19 protein-coding genes are annotated in these 23,946 nt (G+C 72.0%); 11 read left to right on the top strand and 8 right to left on the bottom strand.

What is annotated here, in order from left to right; translation table 11 throughout:
* The first annotated feature begins 113 nt into the window (after window positions 1–113).
* The 8 genes from J8M51_RS22300 (at window position 114) to J8M51_RS22265 (ending at window position 7,884) form a co-directional block, all read left to right on the top strand.
* On the top strand, window positions 114–1,739 hold the full coding sequence (locus tag J8M51_RS22300) for an AMP-binding protein (protein WP_086754962.1): 1,626 nt from the start codon (window positions 114–116) through the stop codon (window positions 1,737–1,739).
* 15 nt (window positions 1,740–1,754) lie between these two features.
* Window positions 1,755–2,573: a PaaX family transcriptional regulator gene (locus J8M51_RS22295; protein ID WP_086754963.1), complete on the top strand. Its 819-nt coding sequence runs from the start codon at window positions 1,755–1,757 to the stop codon at window positions 2,571–2,573.
* An 84-nt stretch (window positions 2,574–2,657) separates the two neighbouring features.
* On the top strand, window positions 2,658–3,554 hold the full coding sequence (locus J8M51_RS22290) for a sulfotransferase family protein (RefSeq protein ID WP_086754964.1): 897 nt from the start codon (window positions 2,658–2,660) through the stop codon (window positions 3,552–3,554).
* Complete coding sequence (locus tag J8M51_RS22285; protein WP_086754965.1) at window positions 3,536–3,961, top strand: hypothetical protein; 426 nt, start codon at window positions 3,536–3,538, stop codon at window positions 3,959–3,961. The genes J8M51_RS22290 and J8M51_RS22285 overlap by 19 nt, the downstream gene beginning before the upstream one ends.
* Window positions 3,958–5,202, top strand: coding sequence for a glycosyltransferase family 4 protein (locus tag J8M51_RS22280; protein WP_267299414.1), 1,245 nt, complete (start codon window positions 3,958–3,960; stop codon window positions 5,200–5,202). Before J8M51_RS22285 ends, J8M51_RS22280 begins: the two co-directional genes overlap by 4 nt.
* Window positions 5,199–5,759, top strand: a complete 561-nt coding sequence (gene cysC, locus J8M51_RS22275; RefSeq protein ID WP_086754119.1) for an adenylyl-sulfate kinase — start codon at window positions 5,199–5,201, stop codon at window positions 5,757–5,759. Before J8M51_RS22280 ends, cysC begins: the two co-directional genes overlap by 4 nt.
* On the top strand, window positions 5,756–6,658 hold the full coding sequence (cysD, locus tag J8M51_RS22270) for a sulfate adenylyltransferase subunit CysD (RefSeq protein ID WP_086754117.1): 903 nt from the start codon (window positions 5,756–5,758) through the stop codon (window positions 6,656–6,658). Before cysC ends, cysD begins: the two co-directional genes overlap by 4 nt.
* A 2-nt stretch (window positions 6,659–6,660) precedes the next feature.
* Window positions 6,661–7,884 (top strand): sulfate adenylyltransferase subunit 1, encoded by a 1,224-nt coding sequence (locus J8M51_RS22265; protein WP_086754115.1) that lies wholly within the window; start codon window positions 6,661–6,663, stop codon window positions 7,882–7,884.
* A gap of 59 nt (window positions 7,885–7,943) precedes the next feature.
* Here the strand turns inward: J8M51_RS22265 and J8M51_RS22260 are convergent, their stop codons facing one another.
* From J8M51_RS22260 to J8M51_RS22250, 3 genes are all read right to left on the bottom strand, one after another.
* On the bottom strand, window positions 7,944–8,471 hold the full coding sequence (locus J8M51_RS22260; RefSeq protein ID WP_179202967.1) for a DUF1062 domain-containing protein: 528 nt from the start codon (window positions 8,469–8,471) through the stop codon (window positions 7,944–7,946).
* 226 nt (window positions 8,472–8,697) lie between these two features.
* Window positions 8,698–11,022, bottom strand: a complete 2,325-nt coding sequence (locus tag J8M51_RS22255) for a bifunctional salicylyl-CoA 5-hydroxylase/oxidoreductase (RefSeq protein WP_179202966.1) — start codon at window positions 11,020–11,022, stop codon at window positions 8,698–8,700.
* 65 nt (window positions 11,023–11,087) lie between these two features.
* Entirely contained in the window at window positions 11,088–11,915 is an 828-nt protein-coding gene (locus J8M51_RS22250; protein WP_086754110.1) for an enoyl-CoA hydratase family protein, read from the bottom strand.
* Between the two features lie 352 nt (window positions 11,916–12,267).
* Here J8M51_RS22250 and J8M51_RS22245 point away from each other — a divergent pair, with 352 nt between their 5' ends.
* A complete protein-coding gene (locus tag J8M51_RS22245; RefSeq protein WP_398856653.1) occupies window positions 12,268–12,720 on the top strand; it encodes an ATP-binding protein in 453 nt (150 codons plus the stop codon).
* 114 nt (window positions 12,721–12,834) lie between these two features.
* On the opposite strand, the gene argF is transcribed toward J8M51_RS22245, so the two are convergent.
* Both argF and J8M51_RS22235 read right to left on the bottom strand, forming a co-directional pair.
* Complete coding sequence (argF, locus tag J8M51_RS22240; RefSeq protein ID WP_086754104.1) at window positions 12,835–13,842, bottom strand: ornithine carbamoyltransferase; 1,008 nt, start codon at window positions 13,840–13,842, stop codon at window positions 12,835–12,837.
* A 96-nt stretch (window positions 13,843–13,938) separates the two neighbouring features.
* Window positions 13,939–15,162 (bottom strand): arginine deiminase, encoded by a 1,224-nt coding sequence (locus J8M51_RS22235; RefSeq protein WP_179202965.1) that lies wholly within the window; start codon window positions 15,160–15,162, stop codon window positions 13,939–13,941.
* 173 nt (window positions 15,163–15,335) lie between these two features.
* On the opposite strand from J8M51_RS22235, the gene J8M51_RS22230 reads away from it, so the two are divergent.
* Both J8M51_RS22230 and J8M51_RS22225 read left to right on the top strand, forming a co-directional pair.
* Window positions 15,336–16,514 carry an SPFH domain-containing protein gene (locus J8M51_RS22230; protein ID WP_216589364.1) on the top strand — a complete coding sequence of 393 codons (1,179 nt, stop codon included), beginning with the start codon at window positions 15,336–15,338 and terminating at the stop codon, window positions 16,512–16,514.
* Window positions 16,511–17,410 (top strand): NAD(+)/NADH kinase, encoded by a 900-nt coding sequence (locus J8M51_RS22225; RefSeq protein WP_267299413.1) that lies wholly within the window; start codon window positions 16,511–16,513, stop codon window positions 17,408–17,410. Before J8M51_RS22230 ends, J8M51_RS22225 begins: the two co-directional genes overlap by 4 nt.
* Window positions 17,411–17,603: 193 nt before the next feature.
* On the opposite strand, the gene uppS is transcribed toward J8M51_RS22225, so the two are convergent.
* The 3 genes from uppS to J8M51_RS22210 all read right to left on the bottom strand — a co-directional run bounded on the left by uppS (window position 17,604) and on the right by J8M51_RS22210 (window position 23,811).
* Window positions 17,604–19,424: a polyprenyl diphosphate synthase gene (gene uppS, locus J8M51_RS22220; RefSeq protein WP_086757202.1), complete on the bottom strand. Its 1,821-nt coding sequence runs from the start codon at window positions 19,422–19,424 to the stop codon at window positions 17,604–17,606.
* Between the two features lie 230 nt (window positions 19,425–19,654).
* Complete coding sequence (locus tag J8M51_RS22215; RefSeq protein WP_086757204.1) at window positions 19,655–22,228, bottom strand: polynucleotide kinase-phosphatase; 2,574 nt, start codon at window positions 22,226–22,228, stop codon at window positions 19,655–19,657.
* The gene (locus J8M51_RS22210) at window positions 22,225–23,811 is read right to left on the bottom strand and encodes a 3' terminal RNA ribose 2'-O-methyltransferase Hen1 (protein ID WP_086757206.1); all 1,587 of its coding nucleotides are present in this window, start codon (window positions 23,809–23,811) and stop codon (window positions 22,225–22,227) included. The genes J8M51_RS22215 and J8M51_RS22210 overlap by 4 nt, the downstream gene beginning before the upstream one ends.
* Between the last annotated feature and the right edge of the window lie 135 nt (window positions 23,812–23,946).

The following is a 23,946-nucleotide window of genomic DNA, read 5'->3' as shown; positions in this document are numbered from 1 at the left end:
GTTGACTGCCGTCACCAAGGCGATACGCTCGCTGAGCCGGGCACCCACGGCATGCGAGCCCACCACCACGTGCGCGTCCACCTCGACAGGGACCACAGCAGGGGGCGAACATCATGAACTCCAGGGTCACCGCCCATGTCGACACCTTCGCCCGGGACTGTCTCCCGCCGCCGGAACAGTGGCCCGAGCTGTCGTTCGACCTGCCCGAGCTGCGCTATCCGGACCGGCTCAACGCCGCCGCCGCGCTGCTGGACGGCGGCGCTCCCGGCCGGCCCGTCTTCCGTACGCCCGCCGGGGAGGTCTGGACGTACGGCGAACTGCGCGCCCGGGTCGACCGGGTCGCCCACGCGCTCACCTCCGGCCTCGGGGTGGTCCCCGGCAACCGGGTGCTGCTGCGCGGGCCCACCACCCCCTGGCTGGCCGCGTGCTGGCTGGCGGTGCTGAAGGCGGGGGCGGTCGCGGTGACGGTGCTGGCGCAGCAGCGGCCCCAGGAGCTGGCGACGGTCTGCGAGCTGGCCCGGGTGTCGTACGCGCTGTGCGACGCCCGGCATGTGGACGACCTCGTGAAGGCGGACGTACCGGGGCTGCGGATCGCGACCTTCGGCGGGGACGGGTCCGGCGATCTGGTCGGGCTGCCGTCGGCGGACGGGGCGCGGGGGCCGTACGAGGCGGTGGACACGGCGGGCGACGACGTGGCGCTGATCGCGTTCACGTCCGGGACGACCGGGCGGCCGAAGGGGTGCGTGCACTTCCACCGGGATCTGCTGGCGATCGCGGACACCTTCTCGAAGCATGTGCTGCGGCCCCGCGCCGACGACGTCTTCGCCGGGTCTCCCCCGCTCGGCTTCACCTTCGGTCTCGGCGGTCTCGTCGTCTTCCCGATGCGGGCCGGGGCCAGCGCGCTGCTGCTCGAACAGGCGGGGCCGAAACAGCTGCTGCCCGCGGTCGCCGAACACCGGGTGTCGGTGCTGTTCACCGCGCCGACCGCGTACCGGGCGATGCTGGGCGAGCTGAACGGGTCCGGAGGGGCGGAGGGACACGACGTCTCGTCGCTGCGGCGGTGTGTGTCGGCGGGCGAGAACCTGCCCGAGGCGACCTGGCGGGCCTGGCACGAGCGGACCGGGCTGCGGATCATCAACGGCATCGGCGCGACCGAGCTGCTGCACATCTTCATCTCGGCGGCCGACGACGGCATACGGCCGGGGACGACGGGAGTGCCCGTACCGGGCTGGCGGGCGCGGGTGCAGGACGAGGACGGGCGGCCGGTGCCGGACGGACGGCAGGGGCTGCTCGCGGTGCGCGGTCCGGTGGGCTGCCGCTATCTGGCGGACGCGCGGCAGCGGGAGTACGTCCGCGACGGCTGGAACGTCACCGGGGACACGTATGTCCGCGAGCCGGACGGGTACTTCCGCTTCGTCGCCCGCGCCGACGACATGATCATCTCGGCCGGGTACAACATCGCGGGACCCGAGGTCGAGGAGGCCCTGATGCGCCATCCGGACGTGGTGGAGACGGCGGTGGTGGGACGGCCCGACGAGGCGCGCGGCCAGGTCGTCGTCGCCCATGTGGTGGTCGCGGCGGGCGCGCGCCGGGACAGCGAGGCGCTGCGCGCCTTCCTCAAGGCGGAGCTGGCACCGTACAAGTGCCCGCGCGAGATCGTGTTCCTGGACGCCCTGCCGCGCACGGCCACCGGCAAACTCCAGCGGTTCCGACTGCGCACACCGGGTGACCAGCAGTGATGCCGAAGACCTAAAATGATCAACGTGTCCGAACAGCACGCACCCCGTTCGCTCATCGTCACCTTCTACGGCGCGTACGGACGTTCGGTGCCGGGCCCGGTGCCCGTCTCCGAGCTGATCCGGCTGCTCGCCGCGGTGGGTGTCGACGCGCCCTCCGTCCGCTCCTCCGTGTCCCGGCTGAAACGGCGCGGCCTGCTGCTGCCGGCCCGTACGGCGGCGGGGGCGGCCGGGTACGCGCTGTCGGGCGACGCCCGGCAGCTCCTGGAGGACGGCGACCGGCGGATCTACGCGACGGCGCCCGAGGAGGACGAGGGCTGGGTGCTCGCCGTGTTCTCGGTGCCGGAGTCGGAGCGGCAGAAGCGGCACGTGCTGCGCTCCCGGCTGGCCGGGCTCGGCTTCGGCACGGCCGCCCCGGGCGTGTGGATCGCGCCGGCCCGGCTGTACGAGGAGACCCGGCACACCCTGGTCCGGCTGCGCCTCGACCCGTACGTGGACCTCTTCCGGGGCGAGCACCTGGGGTTCGCCGCGACCGCCGAGGCGGTGGCGCGGTGGTGGGACCTGGCCGGGATCGCCAAGCAGCACGAGGCCTTCCTCGACCGGCACGCGCCCGTGCTGCACGACTGGGAGCGCCGCGAGGACACCCCCTCGGAGGAGGCGTACCGGGACTATCTGCTGGCCCTGGACTCCTGGCGGCACCTGCCGTACGTGGACCCCGGGCTGCCCTCCGCGCTGCTTCCGGCGGACTGGCCGGGGGTGCGGTCCGCCGCGGTGTTCCGGGCGCTGCACGGGCGGCTGCGGGACGCGGGGGCGGGGTTCGCGGGCACCGGATCGTAAAGACCTGTAACAATCTCGTTCACTTAGGGAACCCTCAGGGTTCTCCTTCAATCTTCTCAGAATCCTTACTTACCATCCTGACGCATGAGCCTCATGCGCAACCTGAACCGTGCACTCACCGCCACCACCGGTCTGCACGTACGCAAGGCGCCCACGGCGGCGCCCGCCGCGCCCAGGGCGACGGCGCCGAAGCCGGCCGCGAAGAAGCCCACGGCGGTGTACCGATGTCCGGCTCCCGAGGACCTCGCCACGGACCGGTTGCTCAGGCAGCCGGTCTTCATCATGTCGCCCGTGCGGTCGGGCTCCACCCTGCTGCGGATGCTCATGAACGCGCACTCGCGGCTGCACTCCCCGCACGAACTGCACATACGCAGGCTGGAGGTCGGCTACGGCAGCAAGCTGTCGCAGAAGGCGATGAGCGCCCTCGACCTGGAGCGCGGCGACCTGGAGCATCTGCTGTGGGACCGGGTCATGCACCGCGAACTGGTGAAATCGGGCAAGGACTTCGTCGTCGAGAAGACCCCCAGCAACGCCTTCGTGTACGAGCGCATCCGGGACTGCTGGCCCGACGCCCGCTTCGTCTTCCTGCTGCGCCACCCGGTCTCCATCGCCCAGTCCTGGCACGAGGGCGACCCCGACAAGCGCGACTACGACGAGGCCGCCGCCGACGCGCTGCGCTACATGAAGGCCGTCGAGAAGGCACGTGAGGGGCTCACCGGCGGGCACACCGTGCGCTACGAGGACATCACCGCCGATCCCGAGAAGCAGATGCGGGGCCTGTGCGACTTCCTCGGCATCGACTTCGAACCGGCCATGCTCGACTACGGCCGCAAGGACGACGCCCAGGTCGTGAAGGGCCTCGGCGACTGGCGGGACAAGATCAGGACCGGTCAGGTGCAGGCCGGACGGGCGCTGCCCGCCGAGGACGACATCCCCGATCTCCTGCGGCCGATGTGCGAGGCATGGGGCTACAGCAAGTGAAGCCGCACGCCGAGATGACCGAGGTCTGGCCGCGCGACGGACGCATCAGACTCATCGGACGCATCCACGGGGTCCCGGCGGACGGCACCTGGCAGCTGGTCCTCACCCGCCGCGCGCGGGCCGGCCACACCCTGCGCTACGCCGCCGACGTCAGGGACGACCGCTTCGAGAGCGAACTGCCCGTCGCCGACCTCGCCGCCCCCGGCCACGCGGCCGTCGAGGAGTGGGACATCCACCTCACCGACGGCGAGGTCGAACTGCGCGCCGGGAAGCACCTCGACGACGTACGCGGCAAGAAGAAGATCTTCGTGTATCCGGAGCAGCGCACCGGGGACCTCCGGGTGCGCCCCTACTACACGATCAAGGACAACCTGTCTCTGGAGTGCCGCACGGGAGGCTCCGCATGACCGACCGCCGCCCGCTCCCCCAGCGCCCCCGCATCCGCTATCTGCTGCTCCACGCCTACGGGCGGGGCGGCACCATCCGCACGGTGATGAACCAGGCCAACTCCCTGGTCGCGGCGGGCTGGACCGTGGAGATCGTCAGCGCGCTGCGCCGCCGCGACGACATCCAGTTCCCGCTCGACCCCCGGGTGAGGGTCTCCACGGTCGTGGACATGCGCGAGGGCGCCCACACCCCGCCGTCCGGCCTTCTCGCCCGCTGGCGCGACCGCAGGCGCGGCGAACTGCTGGAGGCGCCCGCCCGGCACATCCCGAAGGGCGAGTTCGGCTACCGCTACTTCAACCGGTACGTCGAGGACCGGCTCATCGCCTATCTGCGGTCGCTGACCGACGGCGTCCTGGTCACCACCCGGCCCGCGCTGAACTTCCTGGCCGCCGAGCACGCCACGGGCGGGGTCGTCCGGATCGCCCAGGAGCACATGAACCTCGGCACCCACAAACGGGACGTGCGGCAGCGCATCCGGGAGACCTACCCGAGCTTCGCCACCGTCGCCGTGCTCACCGAACGGGACCGCGAGGAGTACGCCGAACTCCTGCCCGGGACCGAGGTCGTGCGCATCCCCAACGCCGTGCACTCCCTGGACCAGATCCCCGCCGACCCCCGGTCGAAAATCGCGGTGGCGGCCGGCCGGCTCTTCCCGCAGAAGGGCTTCGACCTGCTGATCCCGGCCTGGGCGAAGCTCGTCGAGACCTACCCCGACTGGCGCCTCAGAATCTACGGCAGCGGCGAGAAGAAGTCGGAACTCCGTCATCTCATCGAAGAACACCATCTCTACAATCACGTCTTCCTCATGGGACACACCGACCGCCTGGACGACGAACTCGCCAAGGCCTCCTTCTACGTGCTCAGTTCACGCTTCGAGGGACTGCCGATGGTGATGATCGAGGCGATGAGCCACGCCCTGCCCGTGGTCAGCTTCGACTGCCCGACCGGCCCCGCCGACGTGCTCACGCACGGCGTGGACGGGCTGCTCGTCGCACCCGAGGACCCCGACGCGCTCGCCGACGCGATGGCCGGGCTGATGGCCGACGAGGTGCTGCGCGCCGACATGGGCGTGGCCGCGGTCCTCACCGCCGCCTCCTACGGTCCGGACTCCGTGCACCACCGCTGGGAGTCCCTCTTCACCTCCCTCCACGAACAACGGCACGGCATCGCCGCCGGCGCCGCGAAAGGAACCCACGCATGACCACCTCGTCCAGGGCTCCCAGGGCCCAGGGAGCCACGGTCTGGCTCACCGGACTGCCGAGCGCGGGCAAGACCACGATCGCCCGCGTCCTCGCCGGCCGGCTGCGCTCCGAGGGGCACCGGGTGGAGGTGCTCGACGGTGACGAGATCCGCCGCTTCCTCTCCGCCGGTCTCGGCTTCTCCCGCGAGGACCGCAACACCAACGTGCAGCGCATCGGGCTGGTCGCCGAGGTCCTCGCCCGCAACGGCGTGCTCTCCCTCGTCCCCGTCATCGCGCCGTACGCCGACAGCCGCGAGGCCGTCCGCAAACGCCACGACGTGAGCGGCACCCCGTACTTCGAGGTGCATGTCGCCACCCCCGTCGAGGTGTGCAGCGAACGCGACGTGAAGGGTCTCTACGCCCGCCAGGCCGCCGGACAGCTCAAGGGCCTGACCGGTGTCGACGACCCGTACGAGCCGCCGGCCGACCCCGCGCTCGTCCTCCCCACGCAGGACCGGACGCCCGACGAGTCGGCCGCTTCCGTGTACGCGCTGCTGGCCGGACGGGGCCTCGTATGACCGCCCCCGTCCTGTCCCATCTGGACGCGCTGGAGTCGGAGGCGGTCCATATCTTCCGTGAGGTGGCGGGTGAGTTCGAGCGGCCGGTGATCCTCTTCTCCGGCGGCAAGGACTCCATCGTCATGCTGCACCTGGCACTGAAGGCGTTCACGCCCGCGCCCGTGCCGTTCTCGCTGCTGCACGTGGACACCGGGCACAACTTCCCCGAGGTGCTGGAGTACCGCGACCGTACGGTGGCCGCGCACGGGCTGCGGCTGCATGTCGCCTCGGTGCAGGACTACATCGACCGGGGGGTGCTGCGGGAGCGGCCGGACGGGACGCGGAATCCGCTGCAGACCGTGCCGTTGACGGAGAGGATCCAGGCGGAGCGGTTCGACGCGGTCTTCGGCGGCGGGCGCCGGGACGAGGAGAAGGCGCGCGCCAAGGAGCGGGTGTTCTCGCTGCGGGACGAGTTCTCGCAGTGGGACCCGCGGCGGCAGCGGCCGGAGTTGTGGAACCTGTACAACGGGCGGCACGCTCCCGGTGAGCATGTGCGTGTCTTCCCGCTCTCCAACTGGACCGAGCTGGACGTCTGGCAGTACATCGCCCGTGAGGGCATCGAGCTGCCGGAGATCTACTTCGCCCATCACCGCGAGGTGTTCATGCGGGGCGGGATGTGGCTGACCGCCGGTGAGTGGGGCGGCCCGAAGGGCGGCGAGACGGTCGAGAAGCGGCAGGTGCGGTACCGGACGGTCGGTGACATGTCCTGCACGGGCGCCGTGGACTCGGACGCGGTGACGCTGGACCAGGTCATCGCCGAGATCGCGGCCTCCCGGCTGACCGAGCGGGGCGCGACGCGCGCGGACGACAAGATGTCCGAGGCCGCGATGGAGGACCGTAAGCGCGAGGGGTATTTCTAGGCATGAGCACGATGACCATCGACACCCTGCGCTTCGCGACCGCCGGTTCGGTCGACGACGGCAAGTCCACCCTCGTCGGGCGGCTGCTGCACGACTCCAAGTCGGTGCTGGCGGACCAGTTGGAGGCCGTGGAGCGGGCCTCGGCGAGCCGTGGCCAGGACACCCCGGACCTCGCCCTGCTCACCGACGGGCTGCGGGCCGAGCGCGAGCAGGGCATCACCATCGACGTGGCCTACCGCTACTTCGCCACCGCCAAGCGCCGGTTCATCCTCGCCGACACCCCCGGCCATGTGCAGTACACCCGCAACATGGTCACCGGCGCCTCCACCGCCGAGCTGGCGATCATCCTGGTCGACGCCCGCAACGGCGTGGTCGAGCAGACGCTGCGGCACGCGGGCGTCGCCGCGCTGCTGCGGGTGCCGCACGTGGTCCTCGCGGTCAACAAGATGGACCTCGTCGGGTACGAGGAGAAGGAGTTCCGGCGGATCGTCGAGGACTTCGGGCGCCACGCGGACGAGCTGGGGCTGCCCGGCTTCACACCGATCCCGGTCTCGGCGCTGGCCGGTGACAACGTCGTCGAGCGGTCCGGGCGGACGGACTGGTACGACGGCCCGGCGCTTCTCGAGTTCCTGGAGACCGTGCCGGTGGGCGTGGCGGCGGCCGACGCGCCGGTCCGCTTCCCGGTGCAGTATGTGATCCGGCACGGTGAAGTCCGGCACTACGCGGGGCAGTTGGTGTCGGGGGCGCTGCGGGTGGGTGACCGGGTGACCGTGCAGCCGTCCGGGGAGACCTCCGAGATCACGGGGATCGACGTCCTGGGCGAGGCGGCGCGGGCCGCGTACGCGCCGCAGTCGATCAGTGTGCGGCTGGCGGACCAGCGGGACATCTCCCGCGGGGACATGATCACGGCGGGCGGACCGGACGCGCCGGACGCGCCGACGCTGACGCGGGACGTCCGGGCGGCGGTCTGCCATCTCGCGGAGCGGCCCCTCCGGGTGGGCGACCGCGTCCTGCTCCGCCACACCACCCGCACCGTGAAGGCGATCGTCAGGGACCTCGGCGCGTCCCCCGAGCTGACCACGAACGACCTGGGCCGGATCGTGCTGCGCACGGCGGAGCCGCTGGCGCTGGACGCCTACGCGGCGGTGCGGCGGACGGGCGCGTTCATCCTGGTCGACCCGGCGGACGGGGCGACGCTGACGGCGGGGATGGCGGAACTGCCGTAGCGGTCACGCCCTCCACCTCCCCGCGACGCCCTCCCCGGACAGGGCGTCGCGGGGAGGGCTCAGCGCTTGAGCGTGAAGGTGAAGTCGCCGGAGACCCGGCCGTTCAGCCGGACCGTCGAGACGAGTCTCCCGTCCGTGATCAGTCGCTCGACGTCGGCCCGTCGCAGTCCGCAGCCTTCGGCGATCAGGCGCACCGGGCGGACCGGGATCCGCGCCGCGAAGCGGACCGAGACGTCGAGCACCTCATGGTCCAGCTGATCCGTTCCGCCGGTGTCCAGACGCCAGGCGCCGCCCCAGTCCAGGGCGACACGGTTGCGCCGCAGCAGGACCGGATGCCGGAGCAGTTCGGCCGCCAGGGAAGGGTCGTTGGCGTGCATGCGGTCCAGCAGTCCGGGCCGTACGGAGCGTACGTTCGCGCGCTCCAGGACCGTGAGTTTCGCCGTCTCCCCGCACCCGGCGCACAGGACGAGGAGCCAGGCGTCGAGGAGTTTGTGGTGGGCGTTGACGCGAAACCTGCCGTCGGCCCGGAAGCGGTCGGACCCGCATGTGTGGCAGCGACGCCGGACGAGCGGCAGGCAGGTGGGCATGACCACCCAGGTGGTGAGCACAGAAGTACACCGGTTTCAGTGAGAAGTCCGCAGCAGGAAGCAGCGCGGCGCACAGGTGCGGCGCGCGACAGATCAGCGCTCGGGGGGTCTCACACGGTGTACAACGGCACGTCCTTGCCCAGACGACTCGGTTCGGCAGCACGGTAGTGGCGCACGGCGGTGCCGCTCCACCGGATTTCGGGCCCGCCGACGGCCCGCCCAGGCCCTAGGACAGGGTCAGCCGTGGCTTGGGGGCGTCCGTGCGGCCTGTGTTGGGGCGGCGGCTGCCGGCGCGGTAGGGGGCGGGCCAGGTCACGCCCGGGCCCTCGTAGGACTGTTCCGCCGCCGCGTGGAGGGTCCAGTGCGGGTCGTACAGGTGGGGGCGGCCGAGGGCGCAGAGGTCCGTACGGCCCGCCAGGATCAGGGAGTTGACGTCGTCCCAGGAGGAGATGGCGCCGACGGCGATCACCGGGACGCCCGCCTCGTGCCGGATCCGGTCCGCGAACGGGGTCTGGTACGAGCGGCCGTACTCGGGGTGCTCGTCGGCGACGACCTGCCCGGTCGAGACGTCGATCGCGTCGGCGCCGTGCGCGGCGAAGGCACGGGCGATCGCCACGGCGTCCTCGGCCGTCGTCCCGCCGGCGGCCCAGTCCGTGGCCGAGACCCGGACGGTCATGGGGCGGTCCTCCGGCCACACCGCCCGTACGGCGTCGAAGACCTCCAGGGGGTAGCGCAGCCGGTGGTCGAGCGGGCCGCCGTAGCGGTCGGTGCGGTGGTTCGTCAGCGGGGAGAGGAAGCCGGAGAGCAAGTAGCCGTGGGCGCAGTGGAGTTCGAGGAGATCGAAGCCGCTGCGGGCGGCGCGCACGGCGGCCGCGGTGAACTGCTCCCGGATGTCGGTGAGTTGAGCACGGGAGAGGGCGCGTGGCGTCTGGCTGCCGGGCTTGTAGGGGATCGGGGAGGCCGCCGCCAGGGGCCAGTTGTCCGCGTCGAGCGGCTCGTCCATGCCCTCCCACATCAGCCTGGTCGAACCCTTGCGGCCGGAGTGGCCCAGCTGGACGCCGATGGCCGTGCCCGGCGCCCGCTCGTGCACGAACGCCACCGTGCGGCGCCATGCCTCGGCCTGCCGGGAGTTCCACAGTCCCGCGCAGCCCGGGGTGATCCGCCCCTCGGGGCTCACGCACACCATCTCCGTCATCACGAGCCCGGCGCCGCCGAGGGCACGGGCGCCGAGGTGGACGAGGTGGAAGTCGCCGGGGACGCCGTCGGTCGCCGAGTACATGTCCATCGGGGAGACGACGACCCGGTTGCGCAGGGTCAGCCCGCGCAGCCGGAACGGGGTGAACATCGGGGGCGTTCCCGGCGGGCAGCCGAACTCGCGCTCCACCGCGTCCGTGAAGTGCGGGTCGCGCATCCGCAGGTTGTCGTGGGTGACGCGGCGGCTGCGGGTGAGCAGGTTGAAGGCGAACTGCCGGGCGGGCTGGTCGAGATGGAGCCCGATGTTCTCGAACCACTCCAGGCTGGCCCGCGCCGCCCGCTGCGTCGAGGCGACCACCGGGCGCCGTTCCGCCTCGTACGCCGTCAACGCCGTCGCCAGGTCGGGCTGTTCCTCCAGGCAGGCGGCGAGCGCCAGGGCGTCCTCGACGGCCAGCTTGGTACCGGAGCCGATGGAGAAGTGCGCGGTGTGCGCGGCGTCGCCGAGCAGCACCAGATTGCCGTGCGACCAGCGCTCGTTGACGACCGTGCGGAAGGTGGTCCAGGTGGAGTTGTTGGAGCGCAGCGGCCTGCCGCCGAGCACGTCCGCGAAGAGCTTCGCGCACCGCTCGACCGACTCCCGCTCGTCCGCGAGGTCCAGCCCGGCGGCCCGCCACACCTCCTCGCGCATCTCCACGATGACGGTGGAGGCGTCCGGCGCATACGGGTAGCCGTGCAGTTGCATCACGCCGTGCTCGGTCTCGGCGATCTCGAAGCGGAACGCCTCGAAGGCGAAGTCGGCGGCGAGCCAGATGTAGCGGCACCGGTGTTCCTCGACCGTCGGCCGGAACGCCTGCGCGTACGCCTCGCGGGTCGCGCTGTGCACCCCGTCGGCCGCGATGACCAGGTCGTACGTCTCGCAGAGCCAGGCGGGGTAGGGGGCCTCGGTGCCGAAGCGGAGTTCCACGCCGAGGGTGCGGCAGCGGTCTTGCAGGATGCGGAGGAGGCGGTGGCGGCCGAGGGCGGCGAAGCCGTGGCCTCCCGAGGTGTGGCGGGTGTTCCGGTGGACGATGGTGATGTCGTCCCAGCGGGTGAAGTGGGGCCGCAGAGCGTCGTAGGCGGTCGGGTCGGCGTGTTCTATGCCGCCGAGGGTCTCGTCGGAGAGGACCACGCCGAAGCCGAAGGTGTGGTCCGGGGGGTTGCGTTCCCAGAGGGTTATCTCGCGGGTGGGGTCGAGGCGTTTGAGGAGGGCCGCGGCGTAGAGGCCGGCGGGGCCGCCGCCGATGATCGCGATACGGGTGGGGTTCGTCGGCGGCTGCGGGTCCGTGGGGGCTGGTCGCGCCCCGCGGCGGAGCCGCATATCGACAACGCCCCGCGCCCCTGACTCCGGTGCTTCTGGGCTCTGCCCGTGAAGTGAGGGCCGCATCAGTGGCCCTGCCACTTCGGGGGGCGTTTTTCGGTGAACGCGGCGTGGAATTCGGCGTAGTCGTCGCCGTTCATCAGCAACGCCTGGGTGGCCGCGTCCAGTTCGACGGCGGCCGACAGCGGCATGTCCAGTTCAGCGGTCAGCAGCGCCTTGGTCTGGGCGTATGCCAGGGCCGGGCCCTCGGCCAGGCGGCGGGCCAGGGCGTGGGCGGCCTCGTCGGCGCCGCCCTCGTCGGTGAGCCGGCTGATGAGGCCGATGCGTTCGGCCTCGGGGGCGCGGACGGGTTCGCCGAGCATGAGGAGGCGGGTGGCGTGGCCGAGGCCGACGACGCGGGGCAGGAGGTAGGCGGCGCCCATGTCGCCGCCGGAGAGGCCGACGCGGGTGAAGAGGAAGGAGAAGCGGGCGGTCGGGTCGGCCACCCGGAAGTCGGCCGCCAGGGCGAGGACCGCGCCGGCGCCCGCGGCCACGCCGTGCACGGCGGCGATCACCGGGAACGGGCATTCGCGTACGGCCCGGACGACCTGGCCGGTCATCCGGTTGAAGTCGAGCAGCTGGGCGGTGTCCATGGCGAGGGTGGCGCCGATGATCTCGTCGACGTCCCCGCCGGAGCAGAAGCCCCGGCCGTCACCGGCCAGCACCAGCGCCCGTACGGACCGTTCCCGGGACAGCTCGGCGAGCAGGTCGCGCAGATCGGCGTAGGAGCCGAAGGTGAGGGCGTTGAGCTTCTCGGGGCGGGCGAGGGTGACGGTGGCGACACCGTCGGTGATCGCGCACCGCAGATGTCGCCAGTCGGGGGTGCGGGCGGCGGAGCCGGTGAAGGGACTCATGACGGGCGGCCTCCTCGGGGCTGCCGCTGCGCTGCGGCTACTTCCCTGCCTCTGCTGGCCTTGCTTCCCTGCCCCTCGAAGTTATCACTGATATCTGACTGTCGTCACGAGTGCGCGATAGGACGGTTCACGGCACCGCACGGACTGTTCGCGGTGAGCAGGCGCCCGTGACTCGGTCACGGACGTTCGACAAGCCGGTAACGACGGGATCGGCCGGGCGCGGCGCGGCGTTGCCCTGGGTAGACCGCCCGCAACGGGGCCGACGGTCCCCCACGGCTCCCGCCGCGCGACTTCGCCGGTCCTCGCCGTACCATTCGTCACGTTGAAAGCAGGACGACCCATGACCTGCTCCATGAACGGATCCGCCGCCTTGCAAGAACCCTCCGCCCCCGCCTCCTGGCGCATCGCGCTGCCGCAGACCGCCGCGGCCGTGCCCGTGGCCCGTGCCCTGGTGCGTACGGCGCTGACCGAGCTGGAGCACGGGGCGGACTGCGACACGGCGGAGCTGCTCACGGCGGAACTGGTCGCGAACGCGATCGAGCACGCGGCCGGTGACGGGCCCATAGAGCTGGTCGTGGAGCTGGTGCCGACCGGCTGCAAGGTGGAGGTCCACGACCCGGACCCGGCGCCGCCGGGCGACCTCACCACCCCGGGTCACATCGACCCCGACCCCTGGCAGGAGCACGGCCGCGGCCTGCTGCTGATCCGGGCCCTCAGCTCCGCCTGCGGGCACCGGCCCACGGACTCCGGCAAGGCGGTGTGGTTCAGGCTGCCGACGGTGCCGCCGCAGCGCCGGCACGCGTAGGCGCGGCGGACGCACCGGGCACGGCAGGCGCGACGGGCACACCGGGCGCATCGGACGCCGCAGGCACCGCCGGAGCCTCTGCCGCAGGCACCTCCGGAGCCTCAGACCCAGGGCTCACGCCAGCGTCGCCACCAGGACCGCCTTGATCGTGTGCAGACGGTTCTCCGACTCGTCGAAGACGACGGAGTGCGCCGACTCGAACACCTCGTCCGTCACCTCCAGCGAGTCCAGCCCGTGCAGCTCATGGATCTCGCGCCCCACCTTCGTGCCGAGGTCGTGGAAGGCCGGCAGGCAGTGCAGGAACTTCACGTCCGGGTTGCCGGTGGCCCGCAGCACGTCCATGGTCACCGCGTACGGGGACAGCGCCCCGATCCGCTCGTCCCAGACCTCCTTGGGCTCCCCCATCGACACCCAGACGTCGGTGGCAACGAAGTCGGCGCCCTCGACGCCGTCGTGGATGTGCTCGGTGAGCGTGATCCGCGCCCCGCTGATCTCCGCGAGCTTGCGCGCGTGGGTCACGATCTCCTCGGCCGGCCAGTAGGCCCGCGGGGCGACGATCCGGACGTCCATGCCGAGCAGGGCCCCGGTGACCAGGTACGAGTTACCCATGTTGAAGCGGGCGTCACCGAGGTACGCGAAGGCCATCGCGCCGAGCGGCTTGTCGCTGTGCTCGGTCATGGTCATCATGTCGGCCAGCATCTGGGTGGGGTGCCAGTCGTCGGTGAGGCCGTTGTAGACCGGCACACCGGCGTACGCGGCCAGCTCCTCGACGTTCGCCTGGCTGTCGCCGCGGTACTCGATCGCGTCGAACATCCGGCCGAGCACCCGTGCGGTGTCCTTCACCGACTCCTTGTGGCCCATCTGCGAGCCGGACGGGTCCAGGTACACCGTCCGGGCGCCCTGGTCGGCCGCGGCGACCTCGAACGCGCAGCGGGTGCGCGTCGAGGTCTTCTCGAAGACGAGCGCGATGTTCCGGCCCCGCAGCCGCTGGGTCTCCGTCCCGGCCTTCTTCGCCGCCTTCAGCTCCACGGCGAGCTCGATCAGCCCGCGGAACTCCTCCGCGGTGAAGTCCAGCTCCTTGAGGAAGTGGCGCCCGGCGAGGGCGTGGGGAACGGTCGCCATGGGGCGCTCCTGGGTCGGCGGGACAGGGACAGCATCGGGAAGGCTGGAAGTCTATACGATGTTCCACATTTCTATACGGTCGCATCGTTCATACGGTCACACCGGCGCTCTCTCCACCGGGCAGCTCATACAGCGCGGACCACCCCTCCCCCGGCCCAGCTCGCTCCCGGGGATCTCGATCACCTCGATGCCCTGTTTGCGCAGATGCGTGTTGGTGGTGGCGTTGCGCTCGTAGGCGACGACGACGCCGGGCTCGACGGCCAGGACGTTGCAGCCGTCGTCCCACTGCTCCCGCTCGGCGGCGTGCACGTCCTGCGTGGCGGTCAGCACCCGGATGGAGTCGAGGCCGAGCGCGGCGGCGATCGCGCGGTACATGTGCTCCGGCGGATGGTCGGTGACCTTGAGCTCCTTCTCGCCGACGCCGGGTTCGATGGTGTACGAGCGGAGCATGCCGAGTCCGGCGTACTGGGTGAAGGTGTCGCCGTTGACCATGGTCATGACGGTGTCGAGGTGCATGAAGGCCCGGCGCTTCGGCATGTCGAGGGCCACGATGGTCTGCGCGGAGCCTGCGGCGAAGAGCTTGTGGGCGAGCATCTCGACGGCCTGGGGCGTGGTGCGCTCGCTCATGCCGATGAGGACGGCGCCGTTGCCGATGACGAGGACGTCGCCGCCCTCGATGGTGGACGGATAGTCGGCCTGCCCCTCCGACCAGACATGGAACGTCTCGGCGCGGAAGAGCGGGTGGTGACGGTAGATCGCCTCGAAGTGGACCGTCTCACGCTGACGGGCGGGCCAGCGCATGGCGTTGATGGAGACCCCGTCGTAGATCCAGGCGGAGGTGTCGCGGGTGAAGAGGTGGTTGGGGAGCGGGTCGAGGAGGAACTCGTCGAGTTCCATGACATGGAAGCGGACGGAGGCCGGCTCCATGTGGGCGGCGAGGAACTCGCGCTTGGTCATGCCGCCGATCAGCGCCTCGACCAGCTCGGCCAGGGGCAGCGATTCGAAGGCGGCCCGGAGGTGGTCCGTGGCGAGCGGGCCGTACTCCTTCTCGTCGAAGACGCGGTCGAGGACGAGCTCCCGGGCCTGGGGGACGCGCATCACGTCGGTGAGGAGGTCGCCGAAGAGGTGGACGGCGACGCCCCTGTCGCGCAGCACATCGGCGAATCCGTCGTGCTCGGCGCGCGCCCGGCGCACCCACAGCACGTCGTCGAAGAGCAGCGCGTCCTTGTTGCTGGGGGTGAGCCTCTTGAGCTCAAGATCGGGCCGGTGCAGGATGACGCGGCGCAGGCGCCCGGCCTCGGAGTCGACATGGAATCCCATGTCCTCATCCTGACCATTCGGGCGCGTGTTCACCCGCCGGTCGACCGAATCGGAACGCTTCGACCCCACCCCGGAAGACCTCATCTCGTCCCCTTGACGATAACGAGTCCGACCTCTTATCGTCTGAGTGACACTAATCGGTGTCGCCCAGACGTGCACGAGGGGGATCATCCATGGCCGACATCACCAGACGGCTCGGCTGGCGGCATCTGCGCGGCGCGCCCACCGCGCACATCCGCCACCACCGTTCCGGGCGGCTCGCGCACGACGGCCCGGGGCTGAGCTTCTGGTACCGGTCGCTGAGCGCCGCCCTCTCCGAAGTCCCGGTGGACGACCGGGAGTTGGCGATGACCTTCCATGCCCGTACGTCCGACTTCCAGGACGTGGCGGTGCAGGCGACGGTGACCTACCGGGTGAGCGACCCGGCGATCGCAGCCGCCCGCCTCGACTTCTCCATCGACCCCGACACAGGGGTCTGGCGCGGCGCTCCCCTGGAGCAGTTGTCGACCCTGCTGACGGAGACGGCCCAGCAGCACGCACTGGACGTCCTGGCCCGTACGACTCTGGCGTCGGCCCTCGTCGACGGGGTCGCGGCGGTCCGGGAGCGGGTGGCGAGCGGCCTGGCGGCCGAGCCCCGGCTGCCGGCCACCGGCATCGAGATCGTGGCCGTCCGCGTGGTGGCGCTGCGACCCGAACCCGAGGTGGAGCGGGCGCTGCGCACACCGGCCCGGGAGCAGATCCAGCAGGAGGCGGACCGGGCGACGTACGAGCGCCGGGCGGTGGCCGTCGAGCGGGAGCGGGCCATCGCGGAGAACGAGCTGGCCAGCCAGATCGAACTCGCCCGGCGCGAGGAGCAGTTGGTCGAGCAGCGGGGTACCAACGCCCGGCGGGAGGCGGAGGAGAGGGCCGCCGCGGACGCGGTGAAGGCGGGCGCGGAGGCGGCCCGGACGGTCCGGCTGACCGAGGCGGAGGCCGAGCGGACCGTCAAGCTCGCGGAGGCCGAGGCGGCACGCGATGTCCGTCTCGCCGGGGCCGCGGCCGAGCGGAAGGTGAGACTCGCCGAGGCCGAGGCGGTGCGGCAGGTGAAGCTGGCCGAGGCCGAGGCGCGGGCCGCGCGGGTGGTGGGCGAGGCACGGGCCGAGGCTCAGGCGGCCTGGCTGCGGGTGCACGCCGAGGTGGACACGGCGACGCTGCACGCGCTGACCGGGACCCGGCTCGCGGAGAACCTGCCGCGGATCGAGAGCGTGACCGTGTCGCCGGACGTGCTGACCGGGCTGCTGGCGAAGCTCGGCGGGGCCGGCGGCGGGGCGGCCACCGGCACCGGGGCGGCGGCGGGCGGGGACGCGACGTGAGCCTCGCGCCCCGGGTGGTGCTGGTCCATCGCACCACTGAGTACGAGGAGTTGGTGGCCCGGCACGGTACGCACGGGCAGGCCGCCTTCTTCCTGCGGTCCCGGCGGCGGGACATCGAGGACGTGGCCGAGCGGCACCGCCGCGAGCGCGGGGCACTGGCCGAGGTCACGTCGTCGGTGCCGCTGACGTGGCGTCAGGCGCGGGTGGAGCGGGCCGACCTGGACCGGTTCCTCTTCGCCCCCGAGGACGTCGTGGTGGTCGTCGGGCAGGACGGGCTGGTGGCCAATGCCGCGAAGTACCTCGCGGGGCAGCCGGTGGTGGGGATCAACCCCGATCCCCGGCGCAATCCGGGGGTGCTGGTGCGCCACCGGCCCGACCAGGCGGGGAAGTTGCTCACCTCCTCGCTGCGACAGGGTTCCGGGGCGGATGAGTTGACCATGGTCGAGGCCGTCGCCGACGACACCCAGCGGCTGGTGGCGCTCAACGAGGTCTACCTCGGCGCGGCGGGGCACCAGACGGCCCGGTACCGCCTGGGGCTCGACGGCGACAGGGGTGCCGTCGAGTCCCAGGCCTCGTCCGGGGTGCTCGTCGGGACCGGGACCGGGGCGAGCGGGTGGATCCGGTCGGTGTGGCAGGAGCGGGCCAGCGAGCTGGTGCTGCCGGGGGCCACGGAGGCGCGGCTGCTGTGGTTCGTACGGGAGGCGTGGCCGTCGCCGGCCACGGGGACGTCGTTGGTGGCGGGGGTGCTCGCGGGGGACGGGGGGTTGTCGCTCACCGTCGAGTCGGATCGGCTCATCGTCTTCGGGGACGGGATGGAGGGGGATGCGCTGGAGCTGACGTGGGGGCAGACGGTGCGGGTGGGGGTGGCGGGGGTTCGGTTGCGGTTGGTGGGGTGAGGGGGTGCCGGGGGTGAGTGGGGGTGCGTTGTCGGGTGCGGGTGCGTGGGGCTTCTCGCGCAGTTCCCCGCGCCCCTAAGAGCCCAGGCCCCTGCGGGCCTGAGAAGCACGGGGCGCAGCCCCTGCTTTTCAGGGGCGCGGGGAACTGCGCGACCAGCCCCCACCGGACCCGCACCCGACGACCCACCCCATGTCACTCCGAAACCGACGCCGCCCCCTTGCGCCGCTTGCGGTGGGTGTACGCCACCACCGCCTCCCACAGATCACGACGGTCCACCTCGGGCCACGGCTGGTCGGTGAAGTGGAGTTCGGCGTAATGCGCGTGCCAGGGCAGGAAGTTGGAGGTCCGGATCTCCCCGCTGGTGCGCCACAGCAGGTCGACGTCCGGCAGCGCGTGGTGGGGCAGGTACGCGGCGAAGAGCTGCTCGGAGACCCGCGCGGGGTCGACCTCACCCGCCACCGCGGCCCGCGCCAACGCCGCGCCCGCCCGGGCGAGCTCCGCACGGCCGCCGTAGTTGACGCAGACATTGAGCGTGAGGCCGGTGCGGTGGCGGGTGGCGTGCTCCTGGGCGCTGAGGACCTCCACCACGTCGTCCGGGAGACCGTCGGGCGAGCCCACCCACCGCAGCCGTACGTCGTGGTCGAGCAGTTCCCCGTCGAGGAGTTCCGCGCGCATGATCGCGAAGAGTTTGGAGACCTCGTCGGGCGACCGCTTCCAGTTCTCGGTGGAGAAGGCGTAGACGGTCAGATGGGCGAGGCCGATCTCCAGGGCGCCCTGGACGACGTCCCGCAGGGCGACCGCGCCGGCGCGATGGCCCTCGTCGCGGGGCAGCCCGAGGCCGGTGGCCCAGCGGCCGTTGCCGTCCATGACGATCGCCACGTGCTGCGGGAGATGGTCCCCGGCTATGGCCGGCGGGCGGGCCCCGTCGCGGTGCGGGCGGGGCGGCAGGGGCGGCTCGGCGATCTTCGGGATGTGCTGCTCGGGGCCGGTGGGCGCGGGAGCGGCCGTACGGTCCGGGGCGGCCGTCCTCGCGGGCGCGCCGGCCGCCGGGCGTTCGGGCGGCAGCGTCAGCCGCCACACCAGGGCGGCCTGGGCGCGGGCCGGACCGAGGATGCGCAGCCGGGTGCGCGCGGGGACCTGGATCTGTCGGTGCAGGACCGCCGGTCCGGCCCGCAGGATCGCGTCCAGCTCCGCGCCGAACAGTTCCACGGTGGCGTCCAGCACGATGGCGGGACCCAGCGGCAGCGAGTGGCGCAGGGCCCGGCGCGAGGCCTCCAGCCAGGAGCGGGCCTCGCCGACGAGGTGGCCGATCAGGTCCCGGACGGCGGGGGTCCGCCGCCGGGCGAGCAGATCGTCCTCGGTGACCTGGAAACGGTCGAGGACCTCGGTGGGGAACCACACATGCCCGCTGTCGAGGTCCTCGGGGAGGTCGCGCAGCATGTCGGTGAGGAACAGGCCCTCGACGAAACGGGTGAAGCCGGGCAGGTCCCGCAGACGTACGGGGACGGGCAGCCCCGAGCGCACCAGCATCCGCATCAGCTGCTCGGGCCAGCTGACGTTCTGGGCGTGCGCCCGCTCTCGCCACTCCTCCCAGGTCGCGACGCCCTTGCGGTCGTCGTCCCGCTGGACGGCGTCCAGCGCGCCCAGCAGATCCCCGAGGTCCAGGCCCCAGTGCCACACGGCGTCGGTGACCGCCAGCCGGATCGGGTCGTCGCTGGTCCCGCTCGCCAGGTCCGCCTCCAGCGCGGCCCGCCACTCCCGCAGCAGCCGGCCCCGCTCCTCGGGGGCCTCCTCGGAGCGGTCCAGCAGATCGTCGGCGTGACCGAAGGCGGCGTACAGCGCCCAGCACACGGGCTGGGCGGCGGGAGGCATGAGCGCCATGAGGGCGTGCTCGGTGGGACGCGTCGTACGGACCAGGCGGCGGCACTCGTCGTACGCGGCGTCGAGTGCCGATCGCTCTCGCCCGGACCGCGAGACGGACCGGGTGACGGACCGCGTGGTGCTGCGACGCATGGGGAACCCCACATACCTTCGAATGGGACCGACAGGACCGACGGGACGGATGGGACCGACCCGGGTGACAGCGATCATCTGCGACCACTGTCCCCGAGCACTGCCGGAACCGCCGGAACCATGGGCACCGTTCGAACGCAGTGCGCGGCCACGCCTGTCCGCGACATTATCAGCCGCATTGTCACGTCACAGGCGCGGGTCCACCGGCTCGCGGCCGGGGGCCCACCGGCTCACAGCCGGGGGTCGACCGGCTCCGACTCCAGGGCCAGCACCCCGAACACCGCCTCGTGCACCCGCCACAGCGGCTCCCCCTCGGCGAGCCGGTCCAGGGCCTCCAGACCGAGGGCGTACTCGCGCAGGGCGAGGGACCGCTTGTGGTTGAGGAACCGGCCGCGCAGCCGGGCGAGGTTCTCCGGCCGCGTGTACTCCGGGCCGTAGATGATCCGCAGGTACTCCCGGCCCCGGCACTTGATGCCCGGCTGGACCATCCGCCCCTTGCCGTCCCGCACCACCGCCCCGACGGGCTTGACGACCATGCCCTCGCCGCCCCGGCCGGTCATCTCCAGCCACCAGTCGGTGCCCGCCCGTACGGACGCCTCGTCGGCGGTGTCGACGAAGAGGCGCCGGGTGGTCTGCAGCAGACCGCTGCCGTCGAACTCGACGAGCCGGTCGATGAGGGCCAGCTGCTCGTCGTGCGGGAGCGCGGCGAGGCTGCGGCCCCGGACGGCGAGGATCTGGAAGGGGGCGAGCCGGACGCCGTCCAGGCCCTGCGTGGGCCAGCAGTAGCGGCGGTACGCCTCGGTGAACGCGGCGGCGTCGGCCGCCCGGTCCCGCTGCTTGCCCAGCAGGTCCCCCACATCGACACCGCGTGCCGCCGCGCCCTCCAGGGCGGCCAGCGCGCCCGGGAACACCGCGCCGGAGGCGGCGCCGACGGCCGCGTACTGGGTGCGCAGCAGCCCGGACGCCTTCAGCGACCAGGGCATCAACTCGGCGTCCAGCAGCACCCAGTCGGTGTCCAGCTCGTCCCAGAGCCCGGCCGCCGTGACGGCTTCCCGGATGCGGCCGAGGACCAGTTCGGTACGGGCCTCGTCGTCGAAGAACGGGCGGCCCGTGCGGGTGTAGAGGGAGCCGGTGGGCCCGTCGACGCCGAAGCGTTCGCGGGCCGCGTCCGCGTCACGGCAGACCAGGGCGACCGCCCGCGAGCCCATGTGCTTCTCCTCGCACACGACCCGCGCGACACCGTCCTCCTTGTACTGCGCGAACGCCTCCGCCGGGTGCTCCAGGTAGCCCTCGACGTGCGAGGTGGCCGTGGGAGCCATGGTCGGCGGCAGGTACGGCAGCAGACGGGGGTCGACCGCGAAACGGCTCATGACCTCCAGGGCCGCCGCCGCGTTCTCCTCGCGGACCGCCACCCGGCCCGCGTGCCGGGTCTCCACGACCCGGCGTCCGTACACGTCCGCCAGATCCAGCGGCCGTCCCTCGTGCCCGCCGGGCGCCTCGGTGGCCAGCGGCCTGGCCGGCTCGTACCAGACCTTCTCGGCCGGTACGTCGACCAGCTCCCGCTCCGGCCAGCGCAGCGCGGTCAGCCTGCCGCCGAACACGGCACCCGTGTCGAGGCAGATGGTGTTGTTCAGCCAGGTGGCGGTGGGCACCGGGGTGTGACCGTAGACGACGGCCGCGCGGCCCCGGTAGTCCTCGGCCCACGGGTAGCGCACGGGCAGCCCGAACTCGTCGGTCTCGCCGGTGGTGTCGCCGTACAGGGCGTGGCTGCGGACCCGGCCGGAGGTACGGCCGTGGTACTTCTCCGGCAGCCCGGCGTGGCAGACGACCAGCCGGCCGCCGTCGAGGACGTAGTGGCTGACGAGCCCGTCGATGAACTCCCGTACCTCCTTCTTGAACTCCTCGCTCTCGCCCTCCATCTGCTCGATGGTCTCGGCGAGTCCGTGCGTGTGCTGGACGTTGCGGCCCTTGAGGTAGCGGCCGTACTTGTTCTCGTGGTTGCCGGGTACGCACAGGGCGTGGCCGGAGCCGACCATGGACATCACGCGCCGCAGCACACCGGGACTGTCCGGGCCGCGGTCGACGAGGTCGCCGACGAAGACGGCCGTACGGCCCTGCGGGTGGACGCCGTCGACGTAGCCCAACGTGCCGAGCAGCGCCTCCAGTTCGCTCGCGCAGCCGTGGATGTCACCCACGATGTCGAACGGGCCGGTGAGGTGGGTGAGGTCGTTGAACCGCTTCTCGGTGACGATGGTGGCGTTCTCGACGTCCTCGACACCCCGCAGGACGTGCACCTTGCGGAAGCCCTCGCGCTCCAGGTGCCGCAGGGAGCGGCGGAGTTCGCGGGTGTGTCGCTGGATGACACGGCGCGGCATGTCGGCGCGGTCGGTGCGGCCCGCGTTGCGTGCGGCGCACACCTCCTCCGGCACGTCGAGCACGATCGCGATCGGCAGCACGTCGTGCTTGCGCGCCAGTTCGATCAACTGCTTGCGGGACTCCTGCTGCACGCTGGTCGCGTCGACGACGGTACGGCGGCCGGCCGCGAGGCGCTTGCCCGCGATGTAGTGGAGCACGTCGAAGGCGTCCTTCGTCGCGCTCTGGTCGTTCTCGTCGTCGGAGACCAGGCCCCGGCAGAAGTCGGAGGAGATGATCTCCGTGGGCTTGAAGTGACGTCGGGCGAACGTCGACTTGCCGGAGCCGGAGGCGCCGACCAGCACGACGAGGGAGAGGTCGGTGACGGGCAGGGTGCGGCCCCTCGGGGTGTGCTCGACGATGCCCTCGGTGGTCTCGTTCGTCTCGCTCATGCTGCCTTCGCCTCCTTCTCGCTGGTCGTGTCGGGGTCGCGGCGGGTGAACACGCCCATCTGGGTGGGCGGTCCCACCTCGGGGTCGTCCGGGCCGACGGGCACGAACTCCACGTCGTAGCCGTGCCGTTCGGCGACCGTGGCCGCCCAGCCGCGGAACTCCTCGCGGGTCCACTCGAAGCGGTGGTCGCTGTGCCGGGCGTGCCCGGCGGGGAGGGTCTCCCAGCGGACGTTGTACTCGACGTTCGGGGTGGTCACGAGCACGGTCCGGGGGCGGGCCGAGCCGAAGACCGCGTACTCCAGGGCGGGCAGCCGGGGCAGGTCGAGGTGCTCGACGACCTCGGAGAGCACGGCGGCGTCGTAGCCCTTGAGCCGCTTGTCGGTGTAGGCGAGGGAGCTCTGGAAGAGCTGGACGCGGGAGGCCTGGCGCTCGCCCATGCGGTCGAGCTTGAGCCGGCGGGAGGCGATGGTGAGCGCGCGCATCGACACGTCCGTGCCGACGATCTCGGTGAACCGGACGTCCCCCAGCAGCGCCTGCACCAACTGGCCCTGCCCGCAGCCGAGATCGAGGACCCGGGACGCCCCGGACTCCTTGAGGGCGGCGATGATCGCGTCCCGGCGCTGGACCGCGAGCGGTACGGCCTTCTCCTTGGCCTTCTCCTCGGCCTTCGTCTCGCCCTCGTGACGGTTCGCGGTCCCGTCCCCGCCGTTCCCGGCTCCCCCGGCCCCCTCGGTCGCTTCAGTCTCTTCGGGCTCTTCGGGCTCTTCGGTGTCCTCGACGGCGTTGTCGATCTCCTCGACCTCGCTGTCGTCGGCCTCGGCCAGACGTACGAGTTCCAGGCGCTCCATGACCTGCCGGGTCAGCGACCAGCGGCGGGAGAGATAGCGGCTGGTGATCAGCTGGTGCTCCGGGTGGGCCGGGAGCCAGCCCTCGCCCGCCCGCAGCAGCTTGTCGACCTCGTCGGACGACACCCAGTAGTGCTTGGCGTCGTCGAGCACCGGCAGCAGGACGTACAGGTGGCGCAGCGCCTCGGCCAGGGTCAGCGACTCCGACTCCAGCACCAGCCGGACATAGCGGGAGGCGCCCCATTCCGGGAACGCGGTGTCCAGCGCCACCGGTTCGGCGGTGACCGTCCAGCCGAGCGGCTCGAAGAGCTTGACGACGAGGTCCGGGCCGCCGCGTGCGGGCAGCGCCGGTATCTCGACGCGCAACGGGCGGACCTTTTCAGGGAGTTCGGGCCGGGCCTTGCAGTGACCGCGCATCGCGCTGGAGAACACGTCGTTCAGCGCGACGGCGAGCAGCGACGAGGCCGCGTACGGGCGGTCGTTGACGTACTGGGCGAGTGCCGCGTCCGGTGCTCCGCCGCGGCCCTTGCCCTTGCCGCGCCGGACCAGCGCCACCGCGTCCACCTCCAGCAGCAGCGCGGCCGTGCACCGCTCGGCGTCCGCCTCGGGGTAGAGGACGTGCGCCCTGCCGTAGGAGGTGGAGAACGCCTGCGCGTTGTCGGGATGCTTGTGCAGCAGCCAGCCGAGATCGGTCGCGGGGCGTTCTTGGGTACCGGTGGTACTGATCGTCAGGAACACGGTGGGTGCCTCGTAGTAAGTGTTTGAGCTGCGGAGATCCCAACGTACAGGGGCAGGGGGCGGGTGCACCCGGGCTTTTCCGCCCCCGCCGCCCCTTCTCCCTCGGGGTTGCGCACCCCGCGCCTTGTGAGGGGC

It is taken from the genome of Streptomyces griseiscabiei, assembly GCF_020010925.1.
Classification (GTDB): Bacteria; Actinomycetota; Actinomycetes; order Streptomycetales; family Streptomycetaceae; genus Streptomyces; species Streptomyces griseiscabiei.
Note: the sequence above shows the minus strand (reverse complement) of the source record. Positions and strands in the feature narration are given on the sequence as shown.